Source organism: Gordonia sesuvii (genome assembly GCF_036350415.1).
In the GTDB taxonomy this organism is placed as follows: Bacteria; Actinomycetota; Actinomycetes; order Mycobacteriales; family Mycobacteriaceae; genus Gordonia; species Gordonia sesuvii.
On record NZ_JAZDUF010000008.1, the window covers coordinates 196,776 to 223,285 of the forward strand.

The following is a 26,510-nucleotide window of genomic DNA, read 5'->3' on the forward strand; positions in this document are numbered from 1 at the left end:
GCGGTGTGAGCTATCGACCTCACTCGTCGCCGACCCTTTGCGAGCACGAAAGGTGGGGCGCGGCAGCCGCGGTGACTCAGTCCAGCGCGGTGACTCAGCCCAACGCGGCGAGCAATTCGTCCACGTCGTCGGCGGTGGTTGCGTGCGACGTCACGAGCCGGGCGACGCCCGGCTCCGGGATGCCGTGGTGGAACACGTATCCCCGATCGAGCAGCCCCGACAGCAGCGGCTCGGGCAACTCGCAGAACACGAGGTTGGCGTCGACGGACCCGCGGACCCGGACGGTCGGCGTGGCTCGCAGTCCCGTCACCAGGCGCTGTGCCATCGCGTTGGCGTGTCGTGCGTTGCGCAGCCACACGTCATTGGACAGGTACGCCAGGACCTGGGCGGACTCGAACCGCATCTTCGATGCGAGCTGACCGGCGCGTTTGGCGCGGAAGGCGAGTTCGGTGCCCAACGCGACGTCGAAGCAGACGACGGCGTCGGTCGTCATCCCGCCGTTCTTCGTGATACCGAACGAGAGGATGTCGACCCCTGCTCGCCACGACATCTCTGCCGGCGACAGATCAAGGTGGACAAGAGCATTGGCAAAGCGGGCACCATCCATGTGGACGCGGAGCCCGGCCTCACGCGCGATCGAGGTGAGGGCGCGGACCTCGTCGAGGGTGTAGACCGACCCGGTCTCGGTGGCCTGGGTGATGCTGAGGACCTGGGGTTGCACGCTGTGCACGTCGCCGACCCGGTCCGCCACCGCGCGACGCAGCTGCCCCGGGTGGATCTTGCCGTCGTCCCCGTCGAGGAGGGCGAGTTTGGCTCCGCCGGTGTAGAACTCGGGTCCGCCGCACTCATCGACCTGGATGTGGCTGGTGCGGTGGCACAGAATGGATCCCCATGGGCGGACGAGTGCCGACAGCGCCAGCGAGTTGGCCGCCGAACCCGTCGACACACAGTGCAGGTCGACATCGGTCTCGAAGATCTCGGCGACCCGTCGGGTGGCGGTCGCCGTGACGGGGTCGTTGCCGTAGGCGAGGTGGGCCTGGTCCGCGACGGCCACCACCGCGTCCACGATCTCGGCGCAGGCGCCGGCCGCGTTGTCGCTGGCGAACATCTTCGACGGCGCTGTGCCGTCGGCCCAGTTGACTGCTGCACACATCGCGGCCCAGTGTATCGAGCGTCGCGCGTCCACCGTGGCCTCGCGCGCGAAGCTCACCGTGGCCTCGCGCGCGAAGCTGCACGCGCGGACGCACGATCGGCGCGCGACAGAACGCAGGCTCGGATCGCCACCACGGCCGACGTCGATCAGGTCCGCGGATTCCTCACGCGGTGGACATCGAACAGCTGAGGGTCGGGCAGCGGATCGGCCCAGGTCGCCGGGTCGGCGCGCCGGCGGGTCCACGCCGCGACGCCGAAGACCAGGCCCCAGACGACGAGCAGCGCGACGGTGAGACCCAGCCCGAAGTCGCGGTTCAGGATGGTGGCGTTCGCGATCTGATCGTCGGGCGGCCGAGGCAGGATGACCGGCAACGCCAGGACGATGAGCACGTTGGACAGTCCGAGTGCGACCAGCAGCGTACGGCTCCACCACAGCGGCAGCCGGTCGCGCAGCAGCCAGGAGATGCCGAGCGCGAGGGGCGCGAAGACGGCGTCGTGCACGATCAGGCCGGCGACGAGCCAGATCACCACCGACACCTTGTCGGCGGTCGAGAGGTCCCACAGCAGCCATCCGCCATACCCGCAGGCGACGACGCCGCAGCCGATCAGGACCGCACGGATGCCGCGCTCGACCATTACCGCACCCTGCCCATCACGAGACCCTGCCCATCACGAGATCTCGATCCGGGAGACCCACTTCGTCTGCATCACGCCCGGCAGATTGGGCGCGATCAGACGACACGGATAGCCGTGGTCGAGGTTCAGCGTCTCGCCGTTGAGGCGCAACGCGATGAGAGTGAGGGGGTCGGCCGACTGGGCGGCGGGGACATCGCTCACCGCATACAGGCCCCGCTCCAGGGAGATCACCCGCACGCCGCGCGACCCGTCGCCGCCCACCAGCGCGGCCAGGTCGGCGAGGCGGACACCGGTCCAGGTGGCGCCGACGCTCCAGCCCTCCACGCACGCGATCGGCAGGTTGACGGTTCGTTGCGGGAGGAGGCGCAGGTCGTCGAGGGTCATGTCCCGGGTGACCTCCCTCCCGGCGACCCGGAGTCGGTAGCCGGCATCGGTGGCCGGTCCGATCACCCCGGCCGCCTCCGCGGTGCGGTTGATCGGAAGTCCCTGAGGTCCGTCGCCGTTGCGTGGGGCGAGAAAGGCAACCGGGCGCAGCAGGGGGATCGTCTGACCGGCGAACGCCAGTGCGCTGAGCCCGCCTGCCGCCCAGGTGAGGTTCAGGAACCCACGTCTGGTGAGACCGGACGGCGCACGGCGATCAGATGCCCGACGGTCGACCGGGCCGTCGAGCGCATTCCGGATGATCGGCAGCTTGACGGCGATGTGGATCGCGAGCGCGCCGACCACCACATAGGCCATCGCGTAGTGGGTGGCCGGGAAGAAGAACGACCACGGATACCACTGTGCGATGTTCAGGAGACCGGTCAGCAACTGGAAGATGCTCGCCGACACCAGAACCGCGATGGATGCCCGCTCGAGCGCCCGAGCCGGTGAGCCGAGCAGCGGCTTCTCGAAGAGCTTCGGGTAAACCACCGCGAGCTTGGCCAGCAGGAGGGGGATCGCCACGCATCCGGAGATCACGTGCACGCCCTGCGTGACGAGATAGAGCCAGATCGGTCGGGAGATCCAGTCGAACCAGGTGGGTGGATGCTGTATCCAATGGCTGAGCAGGCCGGTGACGAAACAGATCGCGAAACTGACGCCGAGCGCCACACCGATCCGTGCGGTGATCCGCGGGCTACGCAGTCCCGGAGTGTCGTCGTCGGTGGTGGTCATGGCCGCGACATCTCCACGATCTGTCGGCCACCGTGCTCCCAGGTCCCCGCGATTCTCAATCCGCAGCAGCCACTGAGGTTCTCGGCTCCGAGAAGTCCGATCCGGGCCCACGGGAACCACGAACTCGCATACTCGTCGCCCTCGACGCGCACCGTCTCGTACTCGACGTGCTCGACGGCCGGATCGATCTCGACGACGATGGTCCCGCCCCGGTGCACCAGTTCGGCTGCGCGGGCCAGCACGCGCTCGGGGGCGCCGCCGATGCCGACGTTGCCGTCGATGAGCAATGCCGTGGTCCAGCGTCCCTCCCCGGGGAGCGGACCGTGGATGTCGCGCAGCAGCACCGTGATCCCGCGTCGTCGGGCCATCGACACCGCGACGGTGGAACTGTCGACACCCAACGCGATCATCCGTCGTGCGACGAGCACGTCGACGAGTCTGCCGGGGCCGCAACCGAGATCGATGGTGGCTCCGCGACACCGGTCGGCGATCCTGGTGTCGAACTCATGGTCCACCGACTCGGCCTCGACGGCGTCGACGTCCTCGACCCCACACCACCGGTTGACCGGCCACCGACGCAACTCCCCGTCCGCGGACCGCAGCACCGTGTGCCGGGAGGCGAACATCGCGTCGAACGGGTTGGGGCCCGACAGGGAATCGGAGATCATCGCACCACCGTCCCCAGATGCTCTGCTGTGCAGGCGAACTCACTGCCGTCCGGACATGCACGGGCAACCGCGTCGACGTCGTCTGGGACGTCGACGTCCGACATCGTCGCGAGTCGGTGCACGGTCAGGCCTGCCCCGGCCAACGCGTCTCTGGTCAGCCGCCCGGTGTCGGGACGCGACATGGGAACCGTGGCCAGCGCTCGGGCGCCCTGGGCTCGGACGGTGCCGAACGCCCACCAACCGCCATCACACGCCTCCCCGAGCACGCACGACCGTCCGCCCTCGAGCGCGGACAGTCCGCCCTCGAGATCGTCGACACGGACCTGTGGGGTGTCCATCCCGATCTGCAGCACCCGGACGGCGCCCGTGGCCGCGGCGTCGAGATGGGCGTTGGTCAGGCGCTGGGCGAACCCGTCGCCGCGTTGGGGAAGGAGCGTGACGTCGCGCAACGCGGCGAGGAGGTCGTCGGCGCGGTAGGACGCCCCGAGATCACCCGTGTAGGCCACGATCACCTCGGTGTGGGCCACCTGACGGGCGGTCCGCAAGGTGTCCAGCAACGCGGCCGCCGCAAGAGCTGCCGCCCCCCGGGGGCCGTACCGTGTCGCGAGGCGCGTCTTCGCCAGGCCCGGTACCGGCGCCTTCGCCACGATGAGCACCGCGGAGTCGGTCATCGCAGCACCATCACGAAATCGCGGGCCGCGCGCACCGAGCCCCGGATGGAGCCGGACACCTTGGACTGCCCCGCGGTGCGCACGGTGTACCGGACGTCCCGTTCGGTGACCCGCAGTCCCGCCTGACCGGCCCGCAGGAGCAGTTCGACGGGATAGCCGCTCTGCCGGTCCGCGACGCCCAGGCTCATGAGCGTGTCGCGACGGATCGCGCGCATCGGCCCGATGTCGTGGATGGGCAGGTGGTAGCGGCGCCGGAGATAGGCGGCCACCGCGGCGGAGCCCGCCCGCGCGTGCAGGGGCCAGGTGCGTGGGGAATCCGGCCGGCGCCGACCGACCGCGAGGTCGGCTCCGCGATCGAGGTCGGCAACGAGGTCGAGGAGCTCGGCCGGGTCCATCGACCCGTCACCGTCGATGGTGCAGACCACGTCGCGGTCGGCCGCGGTGACACCGGCCGTCACCGCCGACCCGTACCCCGGCTCCGACTCGTACACCACGGTCGCCCCGGCCTCCCGCGCACGGTCAGCGGTCGCGTCGTCGGAGCCGTTGTCGACGACGATGCTCTGCATGCCGGCCGGAACCCGCGACACCACGTCGCCGATCGAGCCGGCCTCGTTGCGGCACGGGATGATCACGGCGACCTCGGTGGGGTTCACCCCTCTCACGGTAGGAGCGTCGGCGCTGCAGAAACAGGTTTCCGGTGATGACGGAAGTGTGACAACACCCCCGTCGGCCCCCGCGTATGTGGCCCGAACCAATACCGTTGCACCATGGCCGAAACCGTGACCGAGGACGAACGGGACCCGACAGGTTCCGCGTCCGTCGGCCGGACTGGCCGGCCGACGGTGCGGCGTGATGTCGTAAGTGTCACGGTCGCAGTGGTTCTCGTGGCAGCGGCCGCGTACGTTCCATTGGTTCACGACCGTTCGATGCTGGGGCGCATCTTCGCCCAGGCGCCGCCCCTGTTCGCGAACTGGTTGCCGCACGACGGGCCCGGAACCATACCGGCGATCGTGCTTGCCGTACTCGCCGTGATCGCGATGCCTGCGATCTCCCGACGGGTCTCGTTCGGGGTGCTCTGCCTGGTCACGTGGGGATGGGCGATGGCCTGGACGGTGAGCCTCGCGTTGATCGACGGCCGCGAACGTGGCTACACCGGACGGCTGGAGCGGCCAGACGAATACCTCGCCGAGGTCCCGGGCGTCGACGGGATCGGCGCGATGCTGCGCGGGTTCTCCGATCGGATCATCGACGGCCAACCGGATTCGTGGACGACGCACGTGTCCGGGCATCCGCCGGGCGCGTTGCTGACGTTCGTGGTCCTCGACCGGCTCGGCCTCGATGGCGGGGGATGGGCGGGTACCTGGTGCATCGTGATCGGCACCAGCGCCGTTGCCGCTGTCCTGATCACGGTGCGCAGGCTCGGCGACGACGGCTGGGCGAGGCGTTGCGCGCCCTTCCTCGCCCTGTTCCCGGGATGGGTGTGGGTCGGTGTCTCCGCGGACGGCTACTTCATGGGTGTCGCCGCGTGGGGAGTGGCACTGCTAGCGATCGCGGCGACGTCGCGGGGACCCGCCACCATCTGCTGGGCGGTCGCGGCGGGCGTGCTGCTGGGCTTCTGCATCTTTCTCAGTTACGGGATGGTTCTGATCGGTGCGGTGGCGGTCGCGGTGCTGCTCGCCACACGCACCGCACGGCCCCTGCCGTGGGCGTGCGTGGCGGCGCTGGGCGTGGTCGCGGCGTTCTGGGCGGCAGGATTCTGGTGGTTCGACGGCTACCACCTGGTGGTCGACCGCTACTACCAGGGCATCGCCAGTGACCGCCCGTTCTCGTACTGGGGGTGGGCGAACATCGCGGCGACGCTGTGTGCACTCGGGCCGGCCGCGGCGGCCGGTGTGGGCCGGACGTTTCGGTGGCCACCAGGTGTGATGTGGCGCAGCGCGCCGACACTCCTGGTCCTCGGCGGGCTGATCGCCATCGTCGCCGCGGACCTCAGTGCGCTGAGCAAGGCGGAGACCGAACGCATCTGGCTTCCGTTCTCGCTGTGGGTGATGGTGTCGGTGGGGCTGCTGCCGCGGCGCCATCAGCGGGTCTGGCTCATCGCGCAGGCGGGACTGGCGCTGGCCGCCAACCACCTGCTGTTGACGTATTGGTGAAGTGGAGACGGGTGATGGTGCGCATTCTGGTGGCCGACGACGACCGCGTGGTCGCCGACGTCGTGCGGCGATATCTCGAACGTGACGGGATGAACGTGACGGTGGTCGACACCGGTGCGAAAGCGTTGTCCTGCATCGACGATGGAGACGTCGACCTCGCCATCCTGGATGTGATGATGCCCGACGGCGACGGGATCTCCGTGTGCGAGAACGTCCGTCGCGGCGTACATGGGGATCTGCCGATCATCATGCTGACCGCGCTCGGAGACGAGGACGACCGTGTCGCCGGACTCGAATCCGGCGCCGACGATTACGTGGCGAAGCCGTTCAGCCCGCGGGAATTGAGTCTGCGTGTGCAGTCGGTCCTGCGCCGCGCCTCCTCCACGCGGGTGACACCGGATGCCGATCACCTGACCGACGGCGGAATCCGTGCCGACCCGGCAGCGTGCGCCGTCATCGTCGACGGGCGCTCGGTGTCCACGACGAAACGCGAGTTCGATCTCCTCGTCTTCTTTCTCGGCAACCGCGACGCCGTGTTCACCCGCGAGGAGCTGCTGGATCAGGTGTGGGGCTGGAGTTTCGGCGACATCTCCACGGTGACCGTGCATGTCAAGCGGCTGCGGGCGAAGCTCGGCGCCGCGGCGCGCATCGAAACGGTCTGGGGCCGGGGCTACCGCTGGAACACCGCGACACCCGACGGAAGGACGCCCCGATGACCACCGAGACGCTGCGCATCTTCGCCGTGGCGCTGGCGATGACTGCGCCGATCGCCGCAGCCGGGGCCGGCGTGCTCTATCTGATCCGGGGGATGTCGCTGCGCGCCAACATGGTCGCCATCATCCTGGTACCGCTGGCGGCCACCTTCACCGCGATCTACGGGGTGAGTGGCTTCATGTTCACCGACGACAGTTCACGGGTCGCGGCAGTGCTCGCCGCGGTCGCGCTGGTCACGGCGCCACTGGCGCTGATGCTGGGTCATCTGCAGGCCAAACGCACCGTCTGGGAGCGGCAGATGCGCGAACAGGAGCGCGCGGCCGAACATTCACGGCGGGAACTGATCGCCTGGGTCAGCCACGACCTGCGCACCCCGTTGGCCGACATCAAAGCGCTCGCGGAAGCGTTGTCGGATCAGGTGGTGACCTCACCCGACGAGATCGAGGAGTTCGCCCGCGAGATCGACACCAACACCGTTCGTCTGTCGCAGATGGTCGACGATCTGTTCGAGATGTCGCGGATCAACTCCGGTGCGATGACACTGGAATTCGAGCCCGTCGACGTCCGGGAGGTGGTCGACGAGGTCACCACCGCGCTGGGCAGTGCGGCCCGTCGCGCCGAGGTGAGTATCGGGGTCACCGCCCCTGATCGGCCGGTGGTGGCCACGGCCAGTTCGACGGCCTTGTCGCGAGTGTTGACCAACCTGGTCGTCAATGCGATCGCGCACACCCGCCGGGGCGGGGCGGTGGACCTGGTGGTCACCGATGCGGGCGGGAGTGTGTCTATCGTCGTCGATGACGACGGCACCGGCATTCCGCCGGAGGATCTGTCCCGGATCTTCGAGATCGCCTACCGGGGAACCACCTCGCGGACACCCGTCAACGGTGGCGGGCTGCCGGTCGGATCGGGGATGGGGTTGGCGATCGCACGTGGGCTGGTCGACGCCCACGCGGGCGAGATCATCGCATCGAACACGGTGCGGGGCAGCAGGTTCGAGGTGCTTCTGCCGAGGTCGCCGACCGGTCGGCGGGCGGTGGGAACCGAGACCGGGCGGCTCGGCTGAGGTCCTGCCGGCGTTCGGTCGGAGGATCAGCGTGCCGCGGCGCGCAGCGGTGCGGTGGCGAACTCGGCGAGACCGTCCTCAGGTGACACCTGCGCGGTGAAACCGAGGACGTCGCGTGCCCGTGCGGGATCGGCGACGATGTGGCGGATGTCGCCCGGCCGCAGTTCGCCGGTGATGACCGGCGCAGGGCCGTCGATCTGTCGTGCGAGGATCTCGGCGACCTCCCCGATGGTGATCGGTCGGCCGGAGCAGACGTTGAGGGCGCTGAAACCTGCTGTGTGCGAGTCGATCGCCGCCAGGTTGGCTGCGGCGACGTCGTCGACGTGCACGAAGTCGCGCATCTGCCCGCCGTCCTCGAAGACCAGCGGGGCCCGTCCGGAGGCGAGTCGTGACCGAAAGATCGATGCGACACCCGCATACGGTGTGTCGCGGGGCATTCCGGGCCCGTACACATTGTGATAGCGCAACGCGACCACGGATCCGCCGGTCGCCACCGACCAGGCGCGAGCATAGTGTTCCTGGGCGACCTTGCTGGCCGCGTACAGACTCGTCGGCCGCAACGGCGCATCCTCGTCGGTCAGCTCCCATGAGATCGACCGACCATCCGCCGTGTGATACTCGAAGTCGCCCAATCGTGTTCGGTCCGGGTCCCGGGCCGGCGGGCTCTCGACCGGCTGCCCGTCCTCGGTGCGGAGCCGACCGGAGCCGTAGACCACCATCGACGACGCGAGCACCAGTCGTCGGCAGCCGACACGGTGCATGGCGGCCAGTAGCGCTGCGGTACCGAGGTCGTTGTGCCGGGCATAGAGCGGTGCGTCCGAGAGGGTCACGCCCATACCCACCATCGCCGCCTGATGGCAGACGACGTCGACACCGTCGAGATGCTCGGCGATGGAGTCGACATCGGTGACGTCGGCCCGGATGACATCGGACGGCGTGGAGGCGTCGGCGCCGTGCGCTTCGGCGATCATGGCGTCGACCGCGACGGTCTCGATGCCCATCTCCCGCAGTTGCGCCACGATCCGGCCACCGATGAAACCGGCTGCGCCGGTGACCATCACCCGTGTCACGTGATGTCCCGCATGACCGCGTCGACATCGTGGTCCCCGGCCGCGCACGCGCAGTCGGCGTCCGGGTCGAGGTCTCGGATCGCCGCGAGCAACAACCCGGCGAAAGCCGGGAGATTCCTGGAGAACTCGGCGAACACCTCGGATGCGGTGACACCTTCCCCCTCGGTCACGCCGGCGTCGAGATCGGTGACCAGGCAGGCGTTCGCGTAGCAGATCTGCAGTTCGCGGGCCAGAACCGCTTCGGGGTGGCCGGTCATGTTGATCACCGACCATCCCTGTGCGGCATACCACCGGCTCTCGGCGCGCGTGGAGAACCGCGGCCCGTCGATCACCACGAGGGTGCCGCCGTCGCGCACGTCGTCGTGTCGTGTCAGCGTCTTTCGCACCGCCGGACAGTAGGGGTCGGCAAAGGACACGTGGATCGGGCCGTGCGAGTGCCCGGCCGGGAGTCGGTCGAAGAACGTTTGGGCACGTGACGTCGTGCGGTCCACCATCTGGTCCGGGATCACCACCGTTCCCGGGCCGGCGTCGGGTCGAAGGCCGCCGACCGCGGAAGCGCTGAGGATCTTGCGGACGCCGAGTTCACGCATCGCCCACAGGTTCGCCCGGTACGGCACCGTGTGCGGAAGGAATTCGTGACCGACCCCGTGCCGGGGCAGGAAGACGATCCGCCGTCCGTCGAGCACTCCCTCGGTGAGTGGCGCGGACGGTGCACCGAAAGGCGTGGTCACATCCCGGGTGACGACGTCGGTGAATGCGGCCTCCTCGGCCAGCCACGAATAGAAGCCCGACCCGCCGATCACGCCGATCGCCGCGTTGTGTTCGACCATGCTGCCATCTTGGAGGACAACGGGCCGCGGGGCCAGCGAAGCCATCGGCGGTCACATTTTCGTCACCACGGTCGCCGTCACCCACCGCGGGGCGGGTGCCACCGGAACTCAGGAGGCGAGTCGTCGGAACTCGCTGCGATGGAAGACGATCGGGTCCACGTCGGTGTCGGTGTCGTGGACGAAGTGGTCGTGCACCGCCATCACGACGATCGCGTGGTCGCCGGCGGGAACCTGCCGGTCGACGGACACGTCCAGCCAGACGGGGCAGCCGCGGACGAACAGTGCGCCGTCTTCGTGGGTCTCGGTGTCGATCCCGGAGAACCGGTCACCGCTCTTCGCGGCGAGGGCCCGGGCCGCGGTGTCCTGCGTCGAGCTCAGCACGCTGATACCCAACCGGTCTCGGGCGGCGAGCCGTGGCCATGTGGTGGACGTGTTCTGGACACAGAACGCGACCAGCGGCGGGTCGAGCGAGACCGGCACGAAGGTGCTCGCCGCCATCCCGATCCGCTCCGTTCCGGTGTCCGCGCAGATCGCGATCACGCCGGCCGGGACATTCGCGAACACTCGACGGAGCACCGCGCCGTCGGACTTCGGTGCGGTCACGGCGCCTCCATCCGGCTGGTCCGGCCGAGAACCCGGGCCCAGCGTTCGGCATAGTCGGCGATACGGCTGTCGGTGGTGTACGTGGAATCGATGAGGTAGAGACCGGGTGCCGGGCAGGTCGCGCCGAGTTCCACCAGGACCGGTTTGAGCAGCAGATCCGGGGCCATCGCATGGCCGGGGCCGGCCCCCAGCATCAGTGGCACGGCAGTGACGTCACGCAAGCCGTCGCCGGTGGCGAACTGGTCCAGGAACAACTTGAGGACTCCGGTGTAGCTGGCCTTGAAGGTGGGACTCGCGAACACCACGAGCTCGGAGTCGGCGACGGTCCGCACGGCCGAGGCCACCGTCGCATCACCCCAGCCGAGCAGCCCGGTGCCCAGTTCGATCACGTCGATGGTGGTGTCGGGTTCGGTTCCGGTGAGCGCGACGGCGAGCCGGGTGGCGGCATCGAGGGTGCGGGACGCCGGCTTGGGGTTGCCGACGACGACGGTGGTGGTCACTGGTGGTCCTTTCCGGTGAGCGGGTCGGGCCTGTTGGCGTGGACGTGTCGATCAGGTCCGGGATTCTGCGGTGCGGCACAGATAACCGACCGCCCGGTCGAGCGACCATACCTCCGCCATCTTCTGCTGCATGTCGAACAGATTCGAGGCGTGGATCGCCGGGTCACGGTCGCCGACCGCGTCGGCCACGACGATCGGGACGTAGCCGTGTTGCATCGTGTCGAGGGTCGTGGCGCGCACGCAGCCGCTGGTGGACAGGCCCGCGATGAGGACCGTGTCCACGCGCATCGACGTCAGGTACGAGTTGAGCGAGGTTCCGAAGAACGCGCTCGGGTACTTCTTGGTGATCAGGAGCTCGTCGTCGACCGGTTCGAGTCCGTCGATCGGATCGGCGTAGGGGCTGCCCTCACAGAACGCGACCAGCGTTCCCGCCTTCTTGAAGAAGACGCCGGCGTCGACACCGTCGGCGCGTAGCCGGACCTCGGTGAACACCACCGGGATACCGGCCGAGCGCGCGGCGTGCACCAGCGCGCGCATCGCCTCCACGTTCTCTTCGACACCGGCGTAGAGCGGACACTCCGGATCGACGTAGGCACGTGCGGGGTCCACCACCACCAGTGCGGGTCGGACACCCGGTTGCAGTTCCTGCCCGAAGCCGGCCTGCGCGTAGTCGGCGGCCTGACGGGACCGGTCGTCGGAGGGGAAGGGATTCATGCGGTTTCCTTCGGTCGGTCGGTGCCGTGGGGTGCGGTCGTGGTGAACGGACGGGGCGAATCGGAGGTGCGCCGCGGAAATCCGAGGCACACCGCCACGCCTACTGCGGCGATCCCGGTGAGTACCAGTCCGGCGACGACGAGATTGTCGAGGAAATCCTCGATCCCGCTCGTGGTCAGTGCCCCCGGCGTCCCCGCATAGGCGGCCTGGCGCGCGGCGGCGTCGAGGCCGGCAGTCAGGACCGCCAGCACGATGGCCGTGCTGAGCAGGTTGCCCACGTTCTGCAACGTCGAGCGCAGCCCGTTGGCGATGCCACGACGGTCGGACTCCACCGACAACATCAGTGCGCTGGTGCTCGGCGTCATGAAAAGACCGATCCCGCAACCGATGACCGACAGCGCGACAGCCACCACCGCCGTGCCGCCGCCTGCGGACAGCGCGGCTGTCGTGGCCAGCAGCCCGACAGCGGTGAGACCCATGCCGCACGACGACAGGGCCCGCGGGGTGAACCGGTTGACCAGGTGTCCGGCGGCGTAGGCGGCGATCACCGTGCCCAGGGCCATCGGTGTCACCAGCAGGCCCGCGACGAAGGGCGATGATCCGTCGACCGCCTGGGCGAACATCGAGATCAGCAGCGGCACTGCGTAGGTGGCGACGGCGATCAGCAGCGCCGCCAGCAGCACCAGCGCGATACCGCGGCTGCGGAACAGGGACAGATCCACCAGCGGATGCCGGCGACGTACCTGCACGACGACAAATGCCGCAGCGGTCACGGCGGCCGCCGTCCAGAACGCCCACGGAGCCCACGGCGCCGTCGTGAGACCAGGTGTCAACGCCAGCACGACCAGGGTGAGCAGAACACACGACAGGATCGCGCCCGTCACATCGAACGGTTCTCGACGTGACGCCGGTGGTCTCATCCGCGGAATCACCGCCAGTGACGCGACCGTCGCCGCCGCCGCGACCGGCAGGACCGCGAGAAACAATCCACGCCAACCGAATACAGCAGTGGCCGCACCGCCGACCACCGGGCCCAGCACCTGCGCCACCGCGGCGACCGTCGCGTTGGAACCCAGCGCACGACCCAGCAGGTGCGGCGCGAAGGTGTCGGTGAGCAACGACGTGTTGTTGGTGACCACGGCGGCAGCACCGATCCCCTGCAGCACCCGGGCGGCGATCAGCCACCCGGCCGTCGGCGAGAACACGCACAACGCGGTCGCCACGGTGAACACCACCAATCCGCAGAGGTAGAGCGGACGACGACCGACGATGTCCGACAACCGGCCGAACACCAGGATCAGCGCGGTCGTGACCACCATGTAGCCGAGCAGAATCCAGGTGGCCTGCGCGGCGGACGCCCCGAGTTCACGGGTCAGCGTGGGCAGGGCGACCGTGAGGCCGCTCATGCTCACGAAGACCGCGACGACGCCGGTGCTGGTGGCCGCGAAGACCCGCCACGGATGGGGATGCTGCGGGGCGGACTCGGTGATCAGGCGGCCTCGGGCCGGATCTTGGCGCGGCACTTCATCAACGGCTGGATGCGGGTGCCGAAATTCTCGATGCCCTCGACGAAATCGTCGAACGTGAGCATGATCCCCTTGATCCCGTCCACGGCGGCGATCTCGTCGAGCATCCTCGCGACGGTCTCATACGATCCGACCAGCGTGCCCATGTTGAAGTTCACCGCACCTTCGGGCAGGGAGATGGTCTTCGCGGTCGACGAGTCGTCGGCGTTGGTGTCGGTGGCCGACTGATCGGCCATGTAGCCGAGCGCGGCGAGATCCGCGTTGTCGTGGTAGTCCTGCCATTTCGCCTGTGCCGCTTCGTCGGTCTCGTCGGCGATCACCATGAACAAGGTCATCGCACCCATGTCCCGTCCGGCGGTGTCCGCCTCACGCATGAGATTCGCGGTCGCCTCGGTGATGGCGGTCGGCGTGTTGATCCCGGCGCCGAGGATGAAGTTGAAGTCGGCCATCTCGGCGGCGAACTTCATGCCGTTCTTGGACTGTCCGGCGGCGACGATCGGGACCGATCCGGCGGCCGGCTGCGGCGAGAGGACGCAGTCGTCCATCTCGTAGTAAGAGCCCTTGAAGTTGCTGACGCCGTCGGCCCACAGGTCCCGCATCACCTGCACATACTCGGTGGCGTGGTCGTAGCGCTTACCGAAATGCTCTTCGCCCGGCCACAGGCCCATCTGGCTGTATTCGTTTGGTGCCCAGCCGGTCACGATGTTGATGCCGAATCGGCCGGGTGCGACGGAATCGATCGTGGTCGCCATCCGGGCGACGATCGCGGGCGGCAGCGTGAGGATGGGGGTGGACGCGAACAGTTTGATCCGGTCGGTGACCGCGGCGAGCGCGGACATGAGGGTGAACGACTCGAGGTTGTGATCCCAGAACTCGGTCTCGCCACCGAAGCCGCGGAGCTTGATCATCGAGAGTGCGAAGTCGAGGCCGTAGTGTTCGGCCTTCTGCACGATGGTCTTGTTCAGTTCGAAGGACGGCATGTACTGCGGAGCGCTCTTGGAGATGAGCCAGCCGTTGTTGCCGATGGGGATGAAGACGCCGATTTCCATGACTTCGAATGTATGCAGGACTTTTTGCCGGTCGGTGGCTGCCGCGTAACGGCTTTGTTGCCTGCGTTACGGGTTCGACGGAGGTGCTGCGGCAGTTCCGCGCTGCACCCAGTCGACACCGAACTGCCGGTGAACCGGAGCGCCGGCGGCACCGTCGATGCGGGCGAGGAGGAGCTCTGCCGCGGCCAGCGCCATGTCCTCCAGGGGCTGGCGCACGGTCGTCAGGTCGAGGATCGACCACCCGGAGATGTCGAGGTCGTTGTACCCGACCACCGAGAGATCTTCCGGCACAGCTATTCCGAGTCGCTTCGTCGCGTCCAGGGTGCCGAATGCGACGTAGTCGGTGATGCAGAAGACCGCTGTCGGCGGGTCGTCGCGGTCGAGTAATGCGAATCCGCCGTCGAGTCCGGTCTTCGCGTCGACCGCGCCGCGGTGCGTGAGCGCATCGTCGATGACGATGCCGTGCCGCTTCAGCGCGTCCCGAAACCCGGTTTCGCGCAGTTTGACGCTCGCATTGTCGAGCGGTCCGGAGATCAACCCGATCCGGCGGTGTCCCATCGCGACGAGGTGATCGGCGACGAGCCGTCCGCCGCCGACATTGTCCGACGTCACCCGATCGACGCGGCCGGCCTGGCTGCCGTCGACGTCGCGGTTGAGGATGACCAGGGGGATCTGCCAGTCGATCATCTCCGAGACGATGGGTGAATCGAGGCGGGCGGAGATGAAGACGACGCCGTCGACGAGCCCGCCGCGCAGCGCCCGGATGTCGCCGTCCAACGAGCCCTCGGTGCGGTCGCTCATCAGCAGCACCCGGTAGTCGTCGCGCGCGAAACGGTCCTGCAGGGTGTTGACCAGGGTCGGATACGACGGATTGCGCAGGTCGCCACTCACGACCGCAATCGACGACGACCGTCGCGTGATCAGACTGCGGGCGGTCACGTGCGGGACGTAGCCCATCTCCTTGGCCAGCGCCTGGATCTCGTCGCGCGTCTCCTTGATGACCCGCGGGTCGTCGCGCAGGGCGCGGGAGACCGTCGACTGGGACACCCCGGCACGACGGGCGACGTCGTAGCCGGTGACGGGCTTGTTCCGCACGTTCAGATTGTAGGTATGGCCTCGCCGTCAGGTGCGCCGGGAACATTCTTCGGCTCACGTCGCGTCTGATCGGTGTCCGGTCGCCGACCGGCTACGTCACACACATCACCGGTAGGAGAACACCATGATCGTCGCAGTCTGGAACCTCGGGGTCGCCATCTGGAATCTCGTCGTCGCCATCATCTAGTTTCGACCGCTCCGCGGCCCGCACACCATGAGCACGGTGTGCGGGCCGAGAGTGTTTGCACGACCCGGTCTCGGGGCATGCTGTCGTCATGCCCGATCCCGACGAGCTCGATCCCGACATGCCCACCGAGTACGACGACAAGCACTCGGCGATGCCCACGGCCGACGACCCGGAGATCGGCGAGACCGACCGCATCGCGGAGGAGAAGGACATCTACAAAGGCGCTCCCGCGGACGGCCATTCGGATCATGGTCACGCGGTCGGTGGGAGCGAAGGCACCGCCGACGGGCAGTAGTCGGCCAGACGGCCCGGAGCCTGCGGAGGGCCAACCATCCGGTCCCTGCGGAGGCCCGGAGCCTGCGGAGGGCCGTCACGAAGGGCCCGTTCGGCATCGTCGCCCACCTCACGAGTTCTTCCCGCACTGCCGGAAACGCTTCCGCGCCCAGACGACGTCTGCCACTCTCGTTGCTGTGAGTCCATCGGCGCGAGAAGGCCTGTCCCGCCGCGGACTGATCGCCGGGTCGGGATCTCTTCTGGGCGCCGCGATCGTCGGCGCGGCGCTGCGTCCCGCGCGTGCATCGGGTGATCCCCCTCGGATGCCGAACTTCCTCGTGCTCGTCAGCGAGGACTGCGGCGCCCAGCATCTGGGCGTGTACGGCGGCCCCGCCCGCACACCGACCATCGACGCCTTGGCCGCGGACGGCATCCGGTGGGCCAATGCATTCGCATCGTCGCCGGTTTGCGCCCCGTCGCGCTTCGCGCTCATCACCGGTGTCGCGGCCGAGGAGTCGGCCCCGGCCAACCAGATGCGGGCCGCCGGAGAACTACCGCCGCAACTCGGCGGTGCCGGGTGGACCCGCTACCTGCGCGAGCGCGGGTACTACTGCACCAACAACGCCAAAGAGGACTACAACGCGTCGGGGCTGAGCACTGCCGCAACCTGGGACGAGTCGTCGGGCACCGCGCATTGGCGCAATCGACCCCGAGGTGCGCCGTTCTATGCGGTCTTCAATCCGACGATGACCCACGAGTTGTCGATGGCGTTCGCCGCGCCCGATGTCGAGGGAATCTCGACTCCGTATCTCGAGGAGCTGACCGCGATCCATGCGGTGGCCCCCACACCGATTCTCGGTGGACCGACGAGGCCCGAGGACGTTCGCATCCCGGGCTACTGTCCCGACACCCCGACGACCCGCACCGACGCGGCCTCGTACATGAACCAGATCAACCAGATGGACGCCGAACTCGCGTTCCGTCTGCGCGAACTCGCGGAGGCCGGGCTCGCCGACGACACCATCGTCCTCTACTTCAGCGATCACGGCGGTGTGCTTCCGCGGTCCAAACGGTTCTGCTACGACAGCGGGCTTCGGATACCGCTGATCGCCCGATTCGGGCGTAACGTGGCTCATCTCGCGCCCGCATCCCCCGGGTCGTCGGTCGACGACCCGGTCTGTGTCAGTACTGCGCTGGCACCCACGATCCTCGATCTCGCGGGAGCGCCGGTGCCCGAATGGATGTCGGGTGTGCCGTTCGCCGGTGGAAGTACGGTGAGGGCAACGTATGCGTTCGGTGGCCGCAACCGGATGGACGAGCGGTACGACTTCGTGCGGACGGTGCGCGACAGCAGATTTCGGTATATCCGCAATTACATGCCGCAGGTGCCGAACGGGCAGCACATTCAGTTCATGTGGCTGCAGGCCGGCTACCGCGAATGGGAGACCCTCCATCGCGCCGGGTCACTGCCCGAACGCCAGGACCGGTTCTGGCGCCGTCGACCGGCGGAGGAACTCTACGACCTCGTCGAGGACCCCGACGAACTGACCAACCTCGCCGCGCGACCGGCCTATCGCGGCGAACTGGTGAGGCTGCGCACCGCCCTCGACGAGCACATGCTGGCCGTCAACGACAACGGATTCATCGCGGAAGGCGCTCCGGCCGAGGGCTTCACCCGCAGCCGGGACCGCGATACGTACCCGCTGGACGACGTCATCGTCCTGGCCGGCGCAGCGCTCGAGCGACACCCTCTGCACCGCGACGGTCTCGCCGATCTGCTCGGACACCGTAACGACGTGATCAGATTCTGGGCGGCGGCCGGCCTGGGGTTACACGGCCGGGCCGCTTCGTCGCTACGCGCTCGACTCCGGCATGCATTCGAGACGGAGCAGGCCCCACACGTCAAAGTTGTTCTGGCCGAAGCACTTGTCACATCGGTGGCGGACCGCCGTGCCCTCGACCACCTCGCGTGGGCGCTGTCGTCACACCCGGGCGGGTGGATACGGCTGCAGGCAGCCAACGCGCTCGACCGGCTCGGTCCGGCGGCGATGCCGGTCGCCTCCGCGCTGGGCGCAGCGGCGACCACTGTCGGTGGCGACGAGCCGGTCGCCCTGACCCGGACCGCCGCCGGTCACACCTACCGCACGTTGCATCGGTGGCCTGCGGGTATCCCGTGAGTCACTGCGCGCTGCGGAGGGTGAGCATCGTGATCTCCGGTGGCGCACCGACCCGCACCGGCGGACCCCACGCGCCTGCGCCGCGGGTGGTGTAAAGCGTGGTGTCGCCGATCTGGTCGAGCCCCTCCAGAGACGGCTGCTGCAGCGGCACCAGATACTGGATCGGCCACATCTGCCCGCCGTGCGTGTGCCCGGAGACCTGCATGGCCACCCCGAGATCCGAGGCCTCTTCGGCCTGGAGCGGTTCATGGGCGAGCAGCAGCACGAACTGTTCCGGGTCCAGGCCCGCCAGCGTCGCCGGCAGATCCGGCTCATACGGTTCCGGGGCGGTGTAGTCGTGGATGCCGGCGAGTTCGATGGCCGCGCCGTTGCGCTCGAGCGTCACCCGCTCGTTGCGCAGCGTGCGCACACCGACTTTCTCCCACTCGTCGAGCCAGGCTCCGCCGTCGTCGGAGTAGAACTCGTGGTTTCCGCTGACCCCGAAGACGCCCAGCGGGGCGGTCAGTTCGGCGAGCGGCGCGATGTCGGCGCCCACCAGGTCGATGGTTCCGTCGGTGACGTCGCCGGCGATCACGATCAGATCGGGGCGTTGCTCGTTCACCAGGTCGACGACGTGCTGCGTGAACTCTGCGCTGTGCGCGGGACCGACATGCAGATCGGAGATGAGGGCCACCCGGACGTCGTCGAAGCCGGCGGGCAGTCCGGCCAACTCGACCTCCTGCTGCACGACCTGCGGCCGGGCAGCCTCCACCACGCCGTAGGCCGTGGTCGCGAGTGCGACCACCACCACGCCGGCGGTGGCGACCCGCAGCACCTTCAGATGCCGACGCGCCGCATCCTCGCCGGCCGTGTGACGGATACGGCGGAGCATGCGCACGACGAACGAGACGATCCCGACGACGGCCAACCCGAGAACCAGGTACAGCAGAGCACCCATCCAGGTCAGGCCGACGAACGCGGGAATCCGGAACCAGGCGGGGTCGAGCAGCCTGCCCGTACCGACCCCGATCACCGCCAGTGCCCACAGCACCACGAGGGCCACGTCGGCGACCACGGACCACGGACGGGGGAGGGCGGTGGCGCGGACCAGACGTCGGTGCAGCCAGAAGGTGATCAGCGCCAGGAACAGCGCGGCGAAGAGGAGCATCGGCACGGCGTCGACGGTATCCGATCGGGTTGTGCGTGCTTCTGACCTGCCCGGACCTTCGATCGGCAGGTCTGGCGGAGTCAGACCACGCAGTAGCCGACCGGAAGCGACTCGCGCCCGGTCAACGCCATCAGCAGCAACGGTCCGTCGCCCCGCGCGATGGCGATCCGACCCAGCAGTCCGACGGTGTCCTCGGCCACGTTCGCGGGCAAGGTCAGCGATTCGCCGAGGGCGCGCGCCAGGTCGAGGCCGTGCACGGCGAGTTCGAAGATCCGCGTCGGGACATAGTCCCCGAAGCGGATGCCGCCGAACGGGGTCTCGATGGCGCTGTCGGGATCGGTGCTCTGCAACGCGGTCATCGCCTCCTCGACCATCGCCGAGACGCGTCCGACCGGATCGTCGCCGAGATCCACCCCGGCCTGCACTCCCCGCGCGCTGACCGCGGCCTGATCGAACGCGGCAGCCGCCAGGTAGTACTCCGCGGCGCCAGCAAGGGTGATATCTGCGGCCGGCTTGTATGCGTAGGTCGTGACCGTCTTGAGGGCGCGGCTCGTGTGCCCGACGAGTGATCTGATGGTCCAGTCGCCGAGGCCCGGGTGGTCCCACCGGTCGTCAGGTACCCGCCGAGTGAGTCCGACGAACTGATCGGCAGCAGCTCGGAAGGTCTCGATCTGGGCAGACATGCACGCAAGTGTATGGCGAAGCGGATACTGATCACCTGTGGAACAGATCGCGATCCAGGATCGTCTCTTCCCGACCATGAACTGCTTCGGGTGCGGCCCGGCGAACACTCGCGGACTGCGCCTGAAGAGTTACGCCGAGGACGAGTTCGTCTCCGCCACGTTCACGCCGTGGCCCGAGCACGACAACGGGATCGGCTTCCTCAACGGCGGCATCATCGCCACCCTGCTCGACTGCCACTCGGCCGCCGGGGTCATGAACGAGGCGTCGGTGCAGGGCTGGCAGGCCCTCGACGGTGCGTTGCTGCCGTTCGTGACCGCAGGCATCGATGTGCGATATCTGCGCCCCAGTCCGCTCGACAGTCCCGTGGACCTGCGGGCGGTCATCGTCGAATCGTCGGAAGCCGAGATCATCTGCGATGTCGAACTGCGCCACGACGACAAGACCCGGGCCACCGGTCGTGCGGTGTGGAAGCGATGGCGGCCGCGGTAGCGGGATCTGCAGTCACCGGCGGATTCTGGCCCCCGACGAGACGCGCGCCCCGCCCTCGACCCGGGCCCCCCTGGTGATCTGGGCGCCCGTGCCCACGAGGGTGATCTTCTCGGTCGGCACCGGCCGTGACCGCGGACGACCGCCGACGGTCGTGTCGTTGCCGATCACGACATGTTCGTCGACGATGGACCAGGACACCGTGGCCCCGGCCTTGATCACGGTGTCGGAGAACACGATCGAGTCGACGACGGTGGCGCCCTGCTCGACTCGCACACCCGGGCCGATGACGCTGCGCCGCACGGTTCCGGCGATGTAGGCGCCGCTCGAGACCAGACTATCGGCGACAACGGCGCCGGCGCAGATGCGGGCGGCCGCGCGCTGGGGCTGTCGTGTCAGAACCGGCCAGCCCGGATCGTCGAGCTCGATCGTCCCGTCGATCAAGTCGCGGTGCGCCTTCAGGTAGGTCTCCGGGCGTCCGGCGTCGATCCAGTACCCCGACATCGGATGTGCCACGGTCTTGCCCCGCGCCACGAACCACGGGAGCAGGTGCTCACCGTAGTCGCCGAGCCCGGTGTCGCCCGGATCGTCCGCGTCGCCGTCGGTCCTCGACGCGAGTTCCTCGAGTGCGGTCACGAGCACGCTCGGCCGGTACACGAAGATCTCCGCCGCGACGACCGACGTCGTCGGCCGCTCGGGCTTGTAGCGGAAGTCGGTGACCGTGCCGTCCTTGCGATAGGTGACCGTCGCGTGGGCCGAGGCCTCGTCGCGGGGGCACGTGGTCGTCACCACCGTGCACTCGGCATCCGCCGCGCGATGCGTGTCGAGGACGTCGTCGAAATCGAGTGTGTACACGTGGTCGGCGCTCATCACGATCACCGCCTCGGCATCGCGGTCGCGAATCGTGCGGCGGATCCGGTACAGCAGGTCCGCGTTGCCGGTGGCGAAGCCGCCCTCGGTGGCCGGGGCGTCGGTCTGTTCGGGCAGGACGAAACGCAATCCGCCACGCGTGCGGTCGAGCTCCCACGGGCGCCCGCCGGCCACCCGCTCGAGCAGCGAATGCGCCTCGTACTGCACGCACAGCCACACCTCGTCGATCCCGCTGTGGTGCAGATTCGACAGCGGGAAGTCGATGAGCTGGTAGTTCCCGCCGAACGGCAAAGCCGGTTTCGCCCGGTTCTCGGTGAGCACCTCCATCCGGGAGCCCTTGCCGCCCGCCTGCACGATCGCCACCACGTTCGCTCTGCTCATCTGTCCAGAATGCACCTCCTGGTCCCTGAGGAGCCTCCGAGCTTGCGAGGGGGCGTCACGAAGGGCCTTCGTGACGCCCGCTCCTTCGTCGCGTGCTCCTCAGGCAGCAGGGGGTGGCCTCACTTCTTGAGGCGCCGACTCCCGGCGTGCCAGTCCTCCTGCACGCCCACCTCGTCGGCATCCACCCCGAAGGCGACCAGTTGCGGCTTCTCCCGGAGGCTTCGTTTGAGCTCGGCGAACCCGGGGAAGCGGGCCAGCCCGATGACGTGGTCCCAGAGTTCGACGGCCTCGGCGTCGCTGGGCAACCGGCTGATCACCGGCCCGAAGAAGGCCACACCCTCCGGCGGTTCGAAGTGGATGATCGGCGTGCCGACGTCACGACCGGTCAGCGCCAGTGCGGCATCGGTCTCGGCCTGGATCTCGTCGTCGAACGAGGTGTCGTCCAGGGCGGCGACGTGGTGCGACGGCAGTCCGAGCTCGTCGAGGATCGGTGACAGGAACTCCTCGGTGCCGCGGTGATCGCGGTCGGCGACCATGTAGGTGCCGGTGTGCGAGTCGAAGATGCGGGTGCCGAACGCGGGGTACAGCGGCTCGATAGCGGCGCTGCCGTGCTCGCGCCGAACGCTCGCCGCCACCCGCAGCAGTCGTAGCCCGGCGGTGTGGCCGGCCTCGTACTCGGGCGGGAAGTGTGACTCATAGTCGATGTGCGCGTTGAGAAGTCGCAGCGAGATGAACCGCCAGTCGACGGTGTAGTCCCGCTGCGCCTGCACTTTCCGAACCCACTTGCTCGTCATCCAGGCGAACGGGCAGACGGGGTCGAAGTAGAAGTGGATGTCGGCGTCTGGCATGAGTGTCGCTTTCGTCGCGGATGAACCGGTTCCTCTTCCGACGATAGCGCCACGTGCGCGTGCCGCGTGACAGTCTCGGCCACATGACATTTCGAAACGAACTACACTGCCATCATGACCGGTCAGGCCCGCATCCACTTGCTGTCGCTGGATGAGTGGTGGGCACTCGGCGAGGACAACGGAGTTCGGGTCGAGCTGCAGGAAGGCGTACGCATAGTGTCGCCCCGGCCGACCCCTTCGCACGCACGGGTCGCCTTGAGCATCGCTCGGCAACTCATGGACCAGATTCCCGCCGGCCTCGAGGTGCTTCCAGAGGTTGACGTCGTCATCGACCCGCGCATGCCGCCGACGGTCCGAATCCCTGACCTCATCGTCCGCCCGACCGCATCCGATGATGCACAGATCGGCGCCGATCAGGTGATCCTCGCCGTCGAGGTCGTGTCGCCGGGTTCGCGTCGCACCGACCGGGTGACCAAGAGCAGCGAGTACGCCGAGGCCGGTATCCCGCACTACTGGATCGTCGACGAAGACCACACCGTCACCGCACTCCGTCTCACCGACGCCGGGTACGAGGCGACCCGTTACGACGGCACGATCGTGACATCGTCGCCGTGGCCGCTGCGTATCACTCTCGACTGAGTCTTTCCGATTCGAGTACTCGATCGACGTTGGTGGTCGATACTGGTCGTCAATGACGCGGCGTCGACGATTCCGAGACGAAAGCGGCTGACAATCGATGAGTTCCCGCACGACGATGGTGATCACCGGCGCGAGCGACGGCATCGGCGCGGTCACCGCGCGAGCCCTGGCGGGTCCCGACATCGACATGGTGGTGGTGGGACGCTCCGCCGACAAACTCGAGGCGATCACCGCCGACACGGGCGCCACCGGGCTGATCGCGGACTTCTCCCGGCTCGACGACGTCCGCGACCTTGCGAAACGGGTGCACAGCCGTTTCGGGCATATCGATCTGCTGCTCAACAATGCCGGCGGAACCTTTGACTCCGAGACCTGCACGGCCGACGGACACGAACCGCATTTCCAGATCAACCACCTGGCGCCGTTCCTGCTCACCAACCTGCTGCGCGAACAACTCGCGGCCGCCGACCGCGGGGCGCTGGTACTCAACACATCGAGCATCGGCAACCTGATCGGCCGGGTCAACCTGTCCGACCTGGACCGACAACGCGGACGCGGCTCGAACACCTTCGCCTACGGCACCAGCAAACTCATGAACATCATGTTCACCAGAGGAATCGCCCAGCGCTGGACCGACGACAAGATCTATTCCGCCGCAGTTCATCCGGGCGCCGTGGCGACCAGTTTCGGACGTGGGTCGTGGGTGTTCGGACTGTACTACCGCACGCCGCTACGTCACCTCGGCACCATCACACCCGAACAGGGTGCCGAGCCACTGATCACGCTCGCCCGCCGAGGCGCAGACCCCGAGATCAATGGCGTCTACTTCCACCGTCACCGTGCCCGCGGACTGGAGAACCCGCAGGCCCGGCACCAGGACGTCATCGACGGACTGTGGTCGGCATCGGCCGAGCTGGTCGGCCTGACATAGCGAGCAGATGTGGGGAGCCGCACAGCCCACCCGCCCGCACGGTCCGTAGACTCCGTGCCATGTTCTCAGCTCAGACTTCGCGGGCGCTGACCCGTCGACCACGATGGACGTCGAGGCTCGTGGCCGTCGCGTTGGCGGCCCTCGCGTGCGGTGTGGTCGGTCAGGCCCCGAACGCCAACGCGGACATCATGATCGGCGGTTACTCGGTCGGCGGCGAGATCGGCGACGCCTACCTGGGTAGTGGCGGGGTCTTCAAATGGGGCGCACCGACGGCCGCCGAACGAGCCGCCGCTCAGGGTGGGCGGTTCCAGACCTTCGCGCGTGATGTCTCCTTCTACACCCACCCCGCGGTCGACGACGGAACCGCACACCAGGTCGGAGGCGCGATCCGAGCCCGATGGCAGAGGGCGGGCTGGGAACGCGGACCACTCGGCTACCCGACCAGCAACGAAGAGCGCGCCGGCAGCGGCCGGGCCAACGAGTTCCAAGGCGGCGTCATCTGCTGGAGCAAGACCGGCGGCGCACAGATCGTGTGGGGCGAGATCCAGCGCAAGTGGGAAGACGCCGGCGGTGCGCGCGGCTACTACGGCGTGCCGCTCGGTGGCGAATACCGTGTGGGTTCGCGTTTCGCCCAGGACTTCGCGAACGGCACCATCTTCTGGCCGTGACACCTGTTCACCCGCCATCTGCCCACGAACCCGGCGTTCGGTGGTAAACGTGTAGTGGGCGGGATACTTCGACAGCAGAGGCGGTCATGAGCGAAGCGGACGACTGGAACACGCAGATCATCAACGAGTTTCGCGAGAACGACGGGAAGGTGGGCGGCCCGTTCGAGGGGGCGCCGATGGTGCTCCTGCATCACGTCGGCCGCAAGAGCGGCAAACAGAACGTGACGCCGCTGATGTACATGCCCGACGACGAGGACTCGTCGCTCATGTACATCTTCGCGTCGAAGGCGGGCGCCCCGACCCATCCCGCCTGGTATCACAACCTGACGGCGGCCGGCAGCGCGACGGTCGAGGTCGGCACGGACAGCTTTGACGTCGCGGTCACCGAGGTGACCGGCGACGACCGGGACGAGATCTACGGCGAGCAGGCCAAGCGGTACCCCGGCTTTGCGGAGTACGAGTCGAAGACCGAAGGCATCCGGACGATCCCGGTGCTGGCGCTGCGTCGTTCCTGATGTCCACACCGGACTCGCATGAGACGGCAGCGGAGAGTGTGACGGAACGGTTCGAAGTGGCGCGCCTGATCGCGGCGGATCGTGCGGAGATCTTCGCTCTGCTGCGGTCGCCCGCCGGTCACGTCGCGATCGACAGTTCCGGCATGCTGCAGAGCGCGGACGGACCGGCCGTCACCGCAGTCGGCGATGAGTTCGTTGTGCACATGGACCGGGAATCCCTCAACGATCGGCCGATGGGTAAGTACGACGTTCGGGTCATCATCACCGCCTATGTCGAAGGCGATGTGATCGAGTGGACGGTCGCCGGCATGGGCTATCCGCCGCTGGAGCATCGGTACGGCTATCAGCTCGAGTCCGTCGATGGCGGAACGCGCGTCACGTCGTATTACGACTGGAGCCGTGTGCACAACAAGCTCCGTGGCGTCTTCCCGATCATTCCCGAAGCCGGCATCCGCGCCACCCTGGGTATCCTCGCGCGGACGGTCGAGACGCCCTGAGACTTCTACTCAACCGGTGATCCGCGTCGCCCCGTCGACGATGGCCCAGAGCTCTCGTTTCTCCCCGACGATGTCGGTGCCCGAGCGGATCCGGACAAGCGCCGCGTCCAGGGCGGCTCGGATGGTGTCCGCCATGACCGACGGGTCGAAGTCGCGGAACTGTCCGGACTTGGTTCCGGCAACCAGGATGTCCTGCAGATCGGTGATCTCCGAACGATGCTCGGCCCGATCGGAGCGCGGCGTGTCCGGTGAGCGGTAGATCGCCGACAATGCGGCCATCGCAGCCGGATGGTCGGCGTAGAAGTCAAGGCTCCCGATGATGAACTCACGCAGCGACTCTCGTGGATCGTTCGTCGTGTGGACGCGGGTATCGAGCTCGCGGTGGGCGAGTTCGTAGACGTGCGCGACGACCGCGTCGAACAACGAGGTCCGGTCGCGGAAGTGATAGGTCACCACACCGCGGGTGACTCCGGCGTGTGCGGCGATCCGGGAGATGGTCGCACGATCGGTCCCGAGATCGGCGATCACGGCGATGGCGGTGTCCACGAGCTGCGTGCGACGTGCCCGGTGGATGAAGGTGTCGTTGTCGGTCCGGGGTGAGGGCATAT

30 protein-coding genes are annotated in these 26,510 nt (G+C 68.1%); 11 read left to right on the plus strand and 19 right to left on the minus strand.

The window, feature by feature from the left end; translation table 11 throughout:
• Positions 1-94: 94 nt before the first annotated feature.
• The 6 genes from VZC37_RS22330 to VZC37_RS22355 form a co-directional block, all read right to left on the minus strand.
• Positions 95-1,153 carry a threonine aldolase family protein gene (locus VZC37_RS22330; RefSeq protein WP_330435917.1) on the minus strand — a complete coding sequence of 353 codons (1,059 nt, stop codon included), beginning with the start codon at positions 1,151-1,153 and terminating at the stop codon, positions 95-97.
• A gap of 146 nt (positions 1,154-1,299) precedes the next feature.
• A complete protein-coding gene (locus tag VZC37_RS22335; protein ID WP_330435919.1) occupies positions 1,300-1,788 on the minus strand; it encodes a hypothetical protein in 489 nt (162 codons plus the stop codon).
• Positions 1,789-1,821: 33 nt separating this feature from the next.
• Entirely contained in the window at positions 1,822-2,943 is a 1,122-nt protein-coding gene (locus tag VZC37_RS22340; protein WP_330435921.1) for a molybdopterin-dependent oxidoreductase, read from the minus strand.
• Positions 2,940-3,611 carry a class I SAM-dependent methyltransferase gene (locus VZC37_RS22345; RefSeq protein WP_330435924.1) on the minus strand — a complete coding sequence of 224 codons (672 nt, stop codon included), beginning with the start codon at positions 3,609-3,611 and terminating at the stop codon, positions 2,940-2,942. The genes VZC37_RS22340 and VZC37_RS22345 overlap by 4 nt, the downstream gene beginning before the upstream one ends.
• Positions 3,608-4,282, minus strand: coding sequence for a TIGR04282 family arsenosugar biosynthesis glycosyltransferase (locus VZC37_RS22350; protein ID WP_330435926.1), 675 nt, complete (start codon positions 4,280-4,282; stop codon positions 3,608-3,610). The genes VZC37_RS22345 and VZC37_RS22350 overlap by 4 nt, the downstream gene beginning before the upstream one ends.
• Complete coding sequence (locus VZC37_RS22355) at positions 4,279-4,935, minus strand: glycosyltransferase family 2 protein (protein WP_330435928.1); 657 nt, start codon at positions 4,933-4,935, stop codon at positions 4,279-4,281. The genes VZC37_RS22350 and VZC37_RS22355 overlap by 4 nt, the downstream gene beginning before the upstream one ends.
• Positions 4,936-5,049: 114 nt before the next feature.
• Between VZC37_RS22355 and VZC37_RS22360 the strand changes: the two genes are divergently transcribed.
• From VZC37_RS22360 to VZC37_RS22370, 3 genes are read left to right on the plus strand one after another with little or no spacing between them, the layout of a single operon-like run.
• Positions 5,050-6,435 carry a hypothetical protein gene (locus tag VZC37_RS22360; RefSeq protein WP_330435930.1) on the plus strand — a complete coding sequence of 462 codons (1,386 nt, stop codon included), beginning with the start codon at positions 5,050-5,052 and terminating at the stop codon, positions 6,433-6,435.
• A 14-nt stretch (positions 6,436-6,449) separates the two neighbouring features.
• Positions 6,450-7,151: a response regulator transcription factor gene (locus VZC37_RS22365; protein WP_330435932.1), complete on the plus strand. Its 702-nt coding sequence runs from the start codon at positions 6,450-6,452 to the stop codon at positions 7,149-7,151.
• Positions 7,148-8,212, plus strand: a complete 1,065-nt coding sequence (locus VZC37_RS22370) for a sensor histidine kinase (RefSeq protein ID WP_330435934.1) — start codon at positions 7,148-7,150, stop codon at positions 8,210-8,212. Before VZC37_RS22365 ends, VZC37_RS22370 begins: the two co-directional genes overlap by 4 nt.
• Positions 8,213-8,238: 26 nt before the next feature.
• On the opposite strand, the gene VZC37_RS22375 is transcribed toward VZC37_RS22370, so the two are convergent.
• The 8 genes from VZC37_RS22375 to VZC37_RS22410 form a co-directional block, all read right to left on the minus strand.
• Positions 8,239-9,270 (minus strand): NAD-dependent epimerase/dehydratase family protein, encoded by a 1,032-nt coding sequence (locus tag VZC37_RS22375; protein ID WP_330436012.1) that lies wholly within the window; start codon positions 9,268-9,270, stop codon positions 8,239-8,241.
• 8 nt (positions 9,271-9,278) lie between these two features.
• Positions 9,279-10,112 (minus strand): S-methyl-5'-thioadenosine phosphorylase, encoded by an 834-nt coding sequence (locus VZC37_RS22380; protein ID WP_330436014.1) that lies wholly within the window; start codon positions 10,110-10,112, stop codon positions 9,279-9,281.
• Between the two features lie 108 nt (positions 10,113-10,220).
• Positions 10,221-10,715 (minus strand): flavin reductase family protein, encoded by a 495-nt coding sequence (locus VZC37_RS22385; protein WP_330435936.1) that lies wholly within the window; start codon positions 10,713-10,715, stop codon positions 10,221-10,223.
• Complete coding sequence (locus VZC37_RS22390) at positions 10,712-11,215, minus strand: NADPH-dependent FMN reductase (RefSeq protein WP_330435938.1); 504 nt, start codon at positions 11,213-11,215, stop codon at positions 10,712-10,714. The genes VZC37_RS22385 and VZC37_RS22390 overlap by 4 nt, the downstream gene beginning before the upstream one ends.
• Before the next feature lie 51 nt (positions 11,216-11,266).
• Complete coding sequence (locus tag VZC37_RS22395) at positions 11,267-11,929, minus strand: isochorismatase family protein (protein ID WP_330435940.1); 663 nt, start codon at positions 11,927-11,929, stop codon at positions 11,267-11,269.
• On the minus strand, positions 11,926-13,452 hold the full coding sequence (locus VZC37_RS22400) for an MFS transporter (RefSeq protein ID WP_330435942.1): 1,527 nt from the start codon (positions 13,450-13,452) through the stop codon (positions 11,926-11,928). The genes VZC37_RS22395 and VZC37_RS22400 overlap by 4 nt, the downstream gene beginning before the upstream one ends.
• On the minus strand, positions 13,419-14,504 hold the full coding sequence (gene rutA / locus VZC37_RS22405; RefSeq protein ID WP_330435944.1) for a pyrimidine utilization protein A: 1,086 nt from the start codon (positions 14,502-14,504) through the stop codon (positions 13,419-13,421). Before rutA ends, VZC37_RS22400 begins: the two co-directional genes overlap by 34 nt.
• 66 nt (positions 14,505-14,570) lie before the next feature.
• Positions 14,571-15,599, minus strand: a complete 1,029-nt coding sequence (locus tag VZC37_RS22410; RefSeq protein ID WP_330435946.1) for a LacI family DNA-binding transcriptional regulator — start codon at positions 15,597-15,599, stop codon at positions 14,571-14,573.
• Between the two features lie 275 nt (positions 15,600-15,874).
• Between VZC37_RS22410 and VZC37_RS22415 the strand changes: the two genes are divergently transcribed.
• Both VZC37_RS22415 and VZC37_RS22420 read left to right on the plus strand, forming a co-directional pair.
• On the plus strand, positions 15,875-16,081 hold the full coding sequence (locus VZC37_RS22415) for a hypothetical protein (RefSeq protein WP_330435947.1): 207 nt from the start codon (positions 15,875-15,877) through the stop codon (positions 16,079-16,081).
• 175 nt (positions 16,082-16,256) lie between these two features.
• A complete protein-coding gene (locus VZC37_RS22420; RefSeq protein ID WP_330435948.1) occupies positions 16,257-18,236 on the plus strand; it encodes a sulfatase in 1,980 nt (659 codons plus the stop codon).
• Position 18,237: 1 nt separating this feature from the next.
• Here VZC37_RS22420 and VZC37_RS22425 read toward each other — a convergent pair whose 3' ends face one another.
• Positions 18,238-19,383 carry a metallophosphoesterase gene (locus tag VZC37_RS22425; protein ID WP_330436017.1) on the minus strand — a complete coding sequence of 382 codons (1,146 nt, stop codon included), beginning with the start codon at positions 19,381-19,383 and terminating at the stop codon, positions 18,238-18,240.
• Between the two features lie 80 nt (positions 19,384-19,463).
• Positions 19,464-20,066: a maleylpyruvate isomerase family mycothiol-dependent enzyme gene (locus VZC37_RS22430; protein WP_330435950.1), complete on the minus strand. Its 603-nt coding sequence runs from the start codon at positions 20,064-20,066 to the stop codon at positions 19,464-19,466.
• A 37-nt stretch (positions 20,067-20,103) separates the two neighbouring features.
• On the opposite strand from VZC37_RS22430, the gene VZC37_RS22435 reads away from it, so the two are divergent.
• Positions 20,104-20,556 carry a PaaI family thioesterase gene (locus VZC37_RS22435; RefSeq protein ID WP_330435952.1) on the plus strand — a complete coding sequence of 151 codons (453 nt, stop codon included), beginning with the start codon at positions 20,104-20,106 and terminating at the stop codon, positions 20,554-20,556.
• A 12-nt stretch (positions 20,557-20,568) separates the two neighbouring features.
• On the opposite strand, the gene VZC37_RS22440 is transcribed toward VZC37_RS22435, so the two are convergent.
• Both VZC37_RS22440 and VZC37_RS22445 read right to left on the minus strand, forming a co-directional pair.
• Positions 20,569-21,804: a glucose-1-phosphate adenylyltransferase family protein gene (locus VZC37_RS22440; protein WP_330435954.1), complete on the minus strand. Its 1,236-nt coding sequence runs from the start codon at positions 21,802-21,804 to the stop codon at positions 20,569-20,571.
• A 119-nt stretch (positions 21,805-21,923) separates the two neighbouring features.
• The gene (locus VZC37_RS22445) at positions 21,924-22,652 is read right to left on the minus strand and encodes a mycothiol-dependent nitroreductase Rv2466c family protein (protein ID WP_330435955.1); all 729 of its coding nucleotides are present in this window, start codon (positions 22,650-22,652) and stop codon (positions 21,924-21,926) included.
• 114 nt (positions 22,653-22,766) lie between these two features.
• Between VZC37_RS22445 and VZC37_RS22450 the strand changes: the two genes are divergently transcribed.
• The 5 genes from VZC37_RS22450 to VZC37_RS22470 all read left to right on the plus strand — a co-directional run bounded on the left by VZC37_RS22450 (position 22,767) and on the right by VZC37_RS22470 (position 25,902).
• On the plus strand, positions 22,767-23,291 hold the full coding sequence (locus VZC37_RS22450; protein ID WP_330435957.1) for a Uma2 family endonuclease: 525 nt from the start codon (positions 22,767-22,769) through the stop codon (positions 23,289-23,291).
• A gap of 97 nt (positions 23,292-23,388) precedes the next feature.
• Complete coding sequence (locus tag VZC37_RS22455) at positions 23,389-24,222, plus strand: SDR family NAD(P)-dependent oxidoreductase (RefSeq protein WP_330435959.1); 834 nt, start codon at positions 23,389-23,391, stop codon at positions 24,220-24,222.
• Positions 24,223-24,281: 59 nt separating this feature from the next.
• A complete protein-coding gene (locus tag VZC37_RS22460) occupies positions 24,282-24,890 on the plus strand; it encodes an LGFP repeat-containing protein (RefSeq protein WP_330435961.1) in 609 nt (202 codons plus the stop codon).
• Positions 24,891-24,976: 86 nt separating this feature from the next.
• Positions 24,977-25,405 (plus strand): nitroreductase family deazaflavin-dependent oxidoreductase, encoded by a 429-nt coding sequence (locus VZC37_RS22465; protein ID WP_330435963.1) that lies wholly within the window; start codon positions 24,977-24,979, stop codon positions 25,403-25,405.
• 38 nt (positions 25,406-25,443) lie between these two features.
• Positions 25,444-25,902: an SRPBCC family protein gene (locus VZC37_RS22470; RefSeq protein WP_330435964.1), complete on the plus strand. Its 459-nt coding sequence runs from the start codon at positions 25,444-25,446 to the stop codon at positions 25,900-25,902.
• 9 nt (positions 25,903-25,911) lie between these two features.
• On the opposite strand, the gene VZC37_RS22475 is transcribed toward VZC37_RS22470, so the two are convergent.
• Positions 25,912-26,508, minus strand: coding sequence for a TetR/AcrR family transcriptional regulator (locus VZC37_RS22475; RefSeq protein ID WP_330435965.1), 597 nt, complete (start codon positions 26,506-26,508; stop codon positions 25,912-25,914).
• Between the last annotated feature and the right edge of the window lie 2 nt (positions 26,509-26,510).

Coding starts and splice junctions, on each gene's coding strand:
- VZC37_RS22330 (WP_330435917.1), bottom strand. CDS start 1,153: ATGTGTGCAGCAGTCAACTGGGCCGACGGCACAGCGCCGTCGAAGATG.
- VZC37_RS22335 (WP_330435919.1), bottom strand. CDS start 1,788: ATGGTCGAGCGCGGCATCCGTGCGGTCCTGATCGGCTGCGGCGTCGTC.
- VZC37_RS22340 (WP_330435921.1), bottom strand. CDS start 2,943: ATGACCACCACCGACGACGACACTCCGGGACTGCGTAGCCCGCGGATC.
- VZC37_RS22345 (WP_330435924.1), bottom strand. CDS start 3,611: ATGATCTCCGATTCCCTGTCGGGCCCCAACCCGTTCGACGCGATGTTC.
- VZC37_RS22350 (WP_330435926.1), bottom strand. CDS start 4,282: ATGACCGACTCCGCGGTGCTCATCGTGGCGAAGGCGCCGGTACCGGGC.
- VZC37_RS22360 (WP_330435930.1), top strand. CDS start 5,050: ATGGCCGAAACCGTGACCGAGGACGAACGGGACCCGACAGGTTCCGCG.
- VZC37_RS22365 (WP_330435932.1), top strand. CDS start 6,450: ATGGTGCGCATTCTGGTGGCCGACGACGACCGCGTGGTCGCCGACGTC.
- VZC37_RS22370 (WP_330435934.1), top strand. CDS start 7,148: ATGACCACCGAGACGCTGCGCATCTTCGCCGTGGCGCTGGCGATGACT.
- VZC37_RS22375 (WP_330436012.1), bottom strand. CDS start 9,270: ATGGTCACCGGCGCAGCCGGTTTCATCGGTGGCCGGATCGTGGCGCAA.
- VZC37_RS22380 (WP_330436014.1), bottom strand. CDS start 10,112: ATGGTCGAACACAACGCGGCGATCGGCGTGATCGGCGGGTCGGGCTTC.
- VZC37_RS22395 (WP_330435940.1), bottom strand. CDS start 11,929: ATGAATCCCTTCCCCTCCGACGACCGGTCCCGTCAGGCCGCCGACTAC.
- rutA (WP_330435944.1), bottom strand. CDS start 14,504: ATGGAAATCGGCGTCTTCATCCCCATCGGCAACAACGGCTGGCTCATC.
- VZC37_RS22415 (WP_330435947.1), top strand. CDS start 15,875: ATGCCCGATCCCGACGAGCTCGATCCCGACATGCCCACCGAGTACGAC.
- VZC37_RS22425 (WP_330436017.1), bottom strand. CDS start 19,383: ATGCTCCTCTTCGCCGCGCTGTTCCTGGCGCTGATCACCTTCTGGCTG.
- VZC37_RS22430 (WP_330435950.1), bottom strand. CDS start 20,066: ATGTCTGCCCAGATCGAGACCTTCCGAGCTGCTGCCGATCAGTTCGTC.
- VZC37_RS22440 (WP_330435954.1), bottom strand. CDS start 21,804: ATGAGCAGAGCGAACGTGGTGGCGATCGTGCAGGCGGGCGGCAAGGGC.
- VZC37_RS22445 (WP_330435955.1), bottom strand. CDS start 22,652: ATGCCAGACGCCGACATCCACTTCTACTTCGACCCCGTCTGCCCGTTC.
- VZC37_RS22450 (WP_330435957.1), top strand. CDS start 22,767: ATGACCGGTCAGGCCCGCATCCACTTGCTGTCGCTGGATGAGTGGTGG.
- VZC37_RS22455 (WP_330435959.1), top strand. CDS start 23,389: ATGAGTTCCCGCACGACGATGGTGATCACCGGCGCGAGCGACGGCATC.
- VZC37_RS22460 (WP_330435961.1), top strand. CDS start 24,282: ATGTTCTCAGCTCAGACTTCGCGGGCGCTGACCCGTCGACCACGATGG.
- VZC37_RS22465 (WP_330435963.1), top strand. CDS start 24,977: ATGAGCGAAGCGGACGACTGGAACACGCAGATCATCAACGAGTTTCGC.
- VZC37_RS22475 (WP_330435965.1), bottom strand. CDS start 26,508: ATGCCCTCACCCCGGACCGACAACGACACCTTCATCCACCGGGCACGT.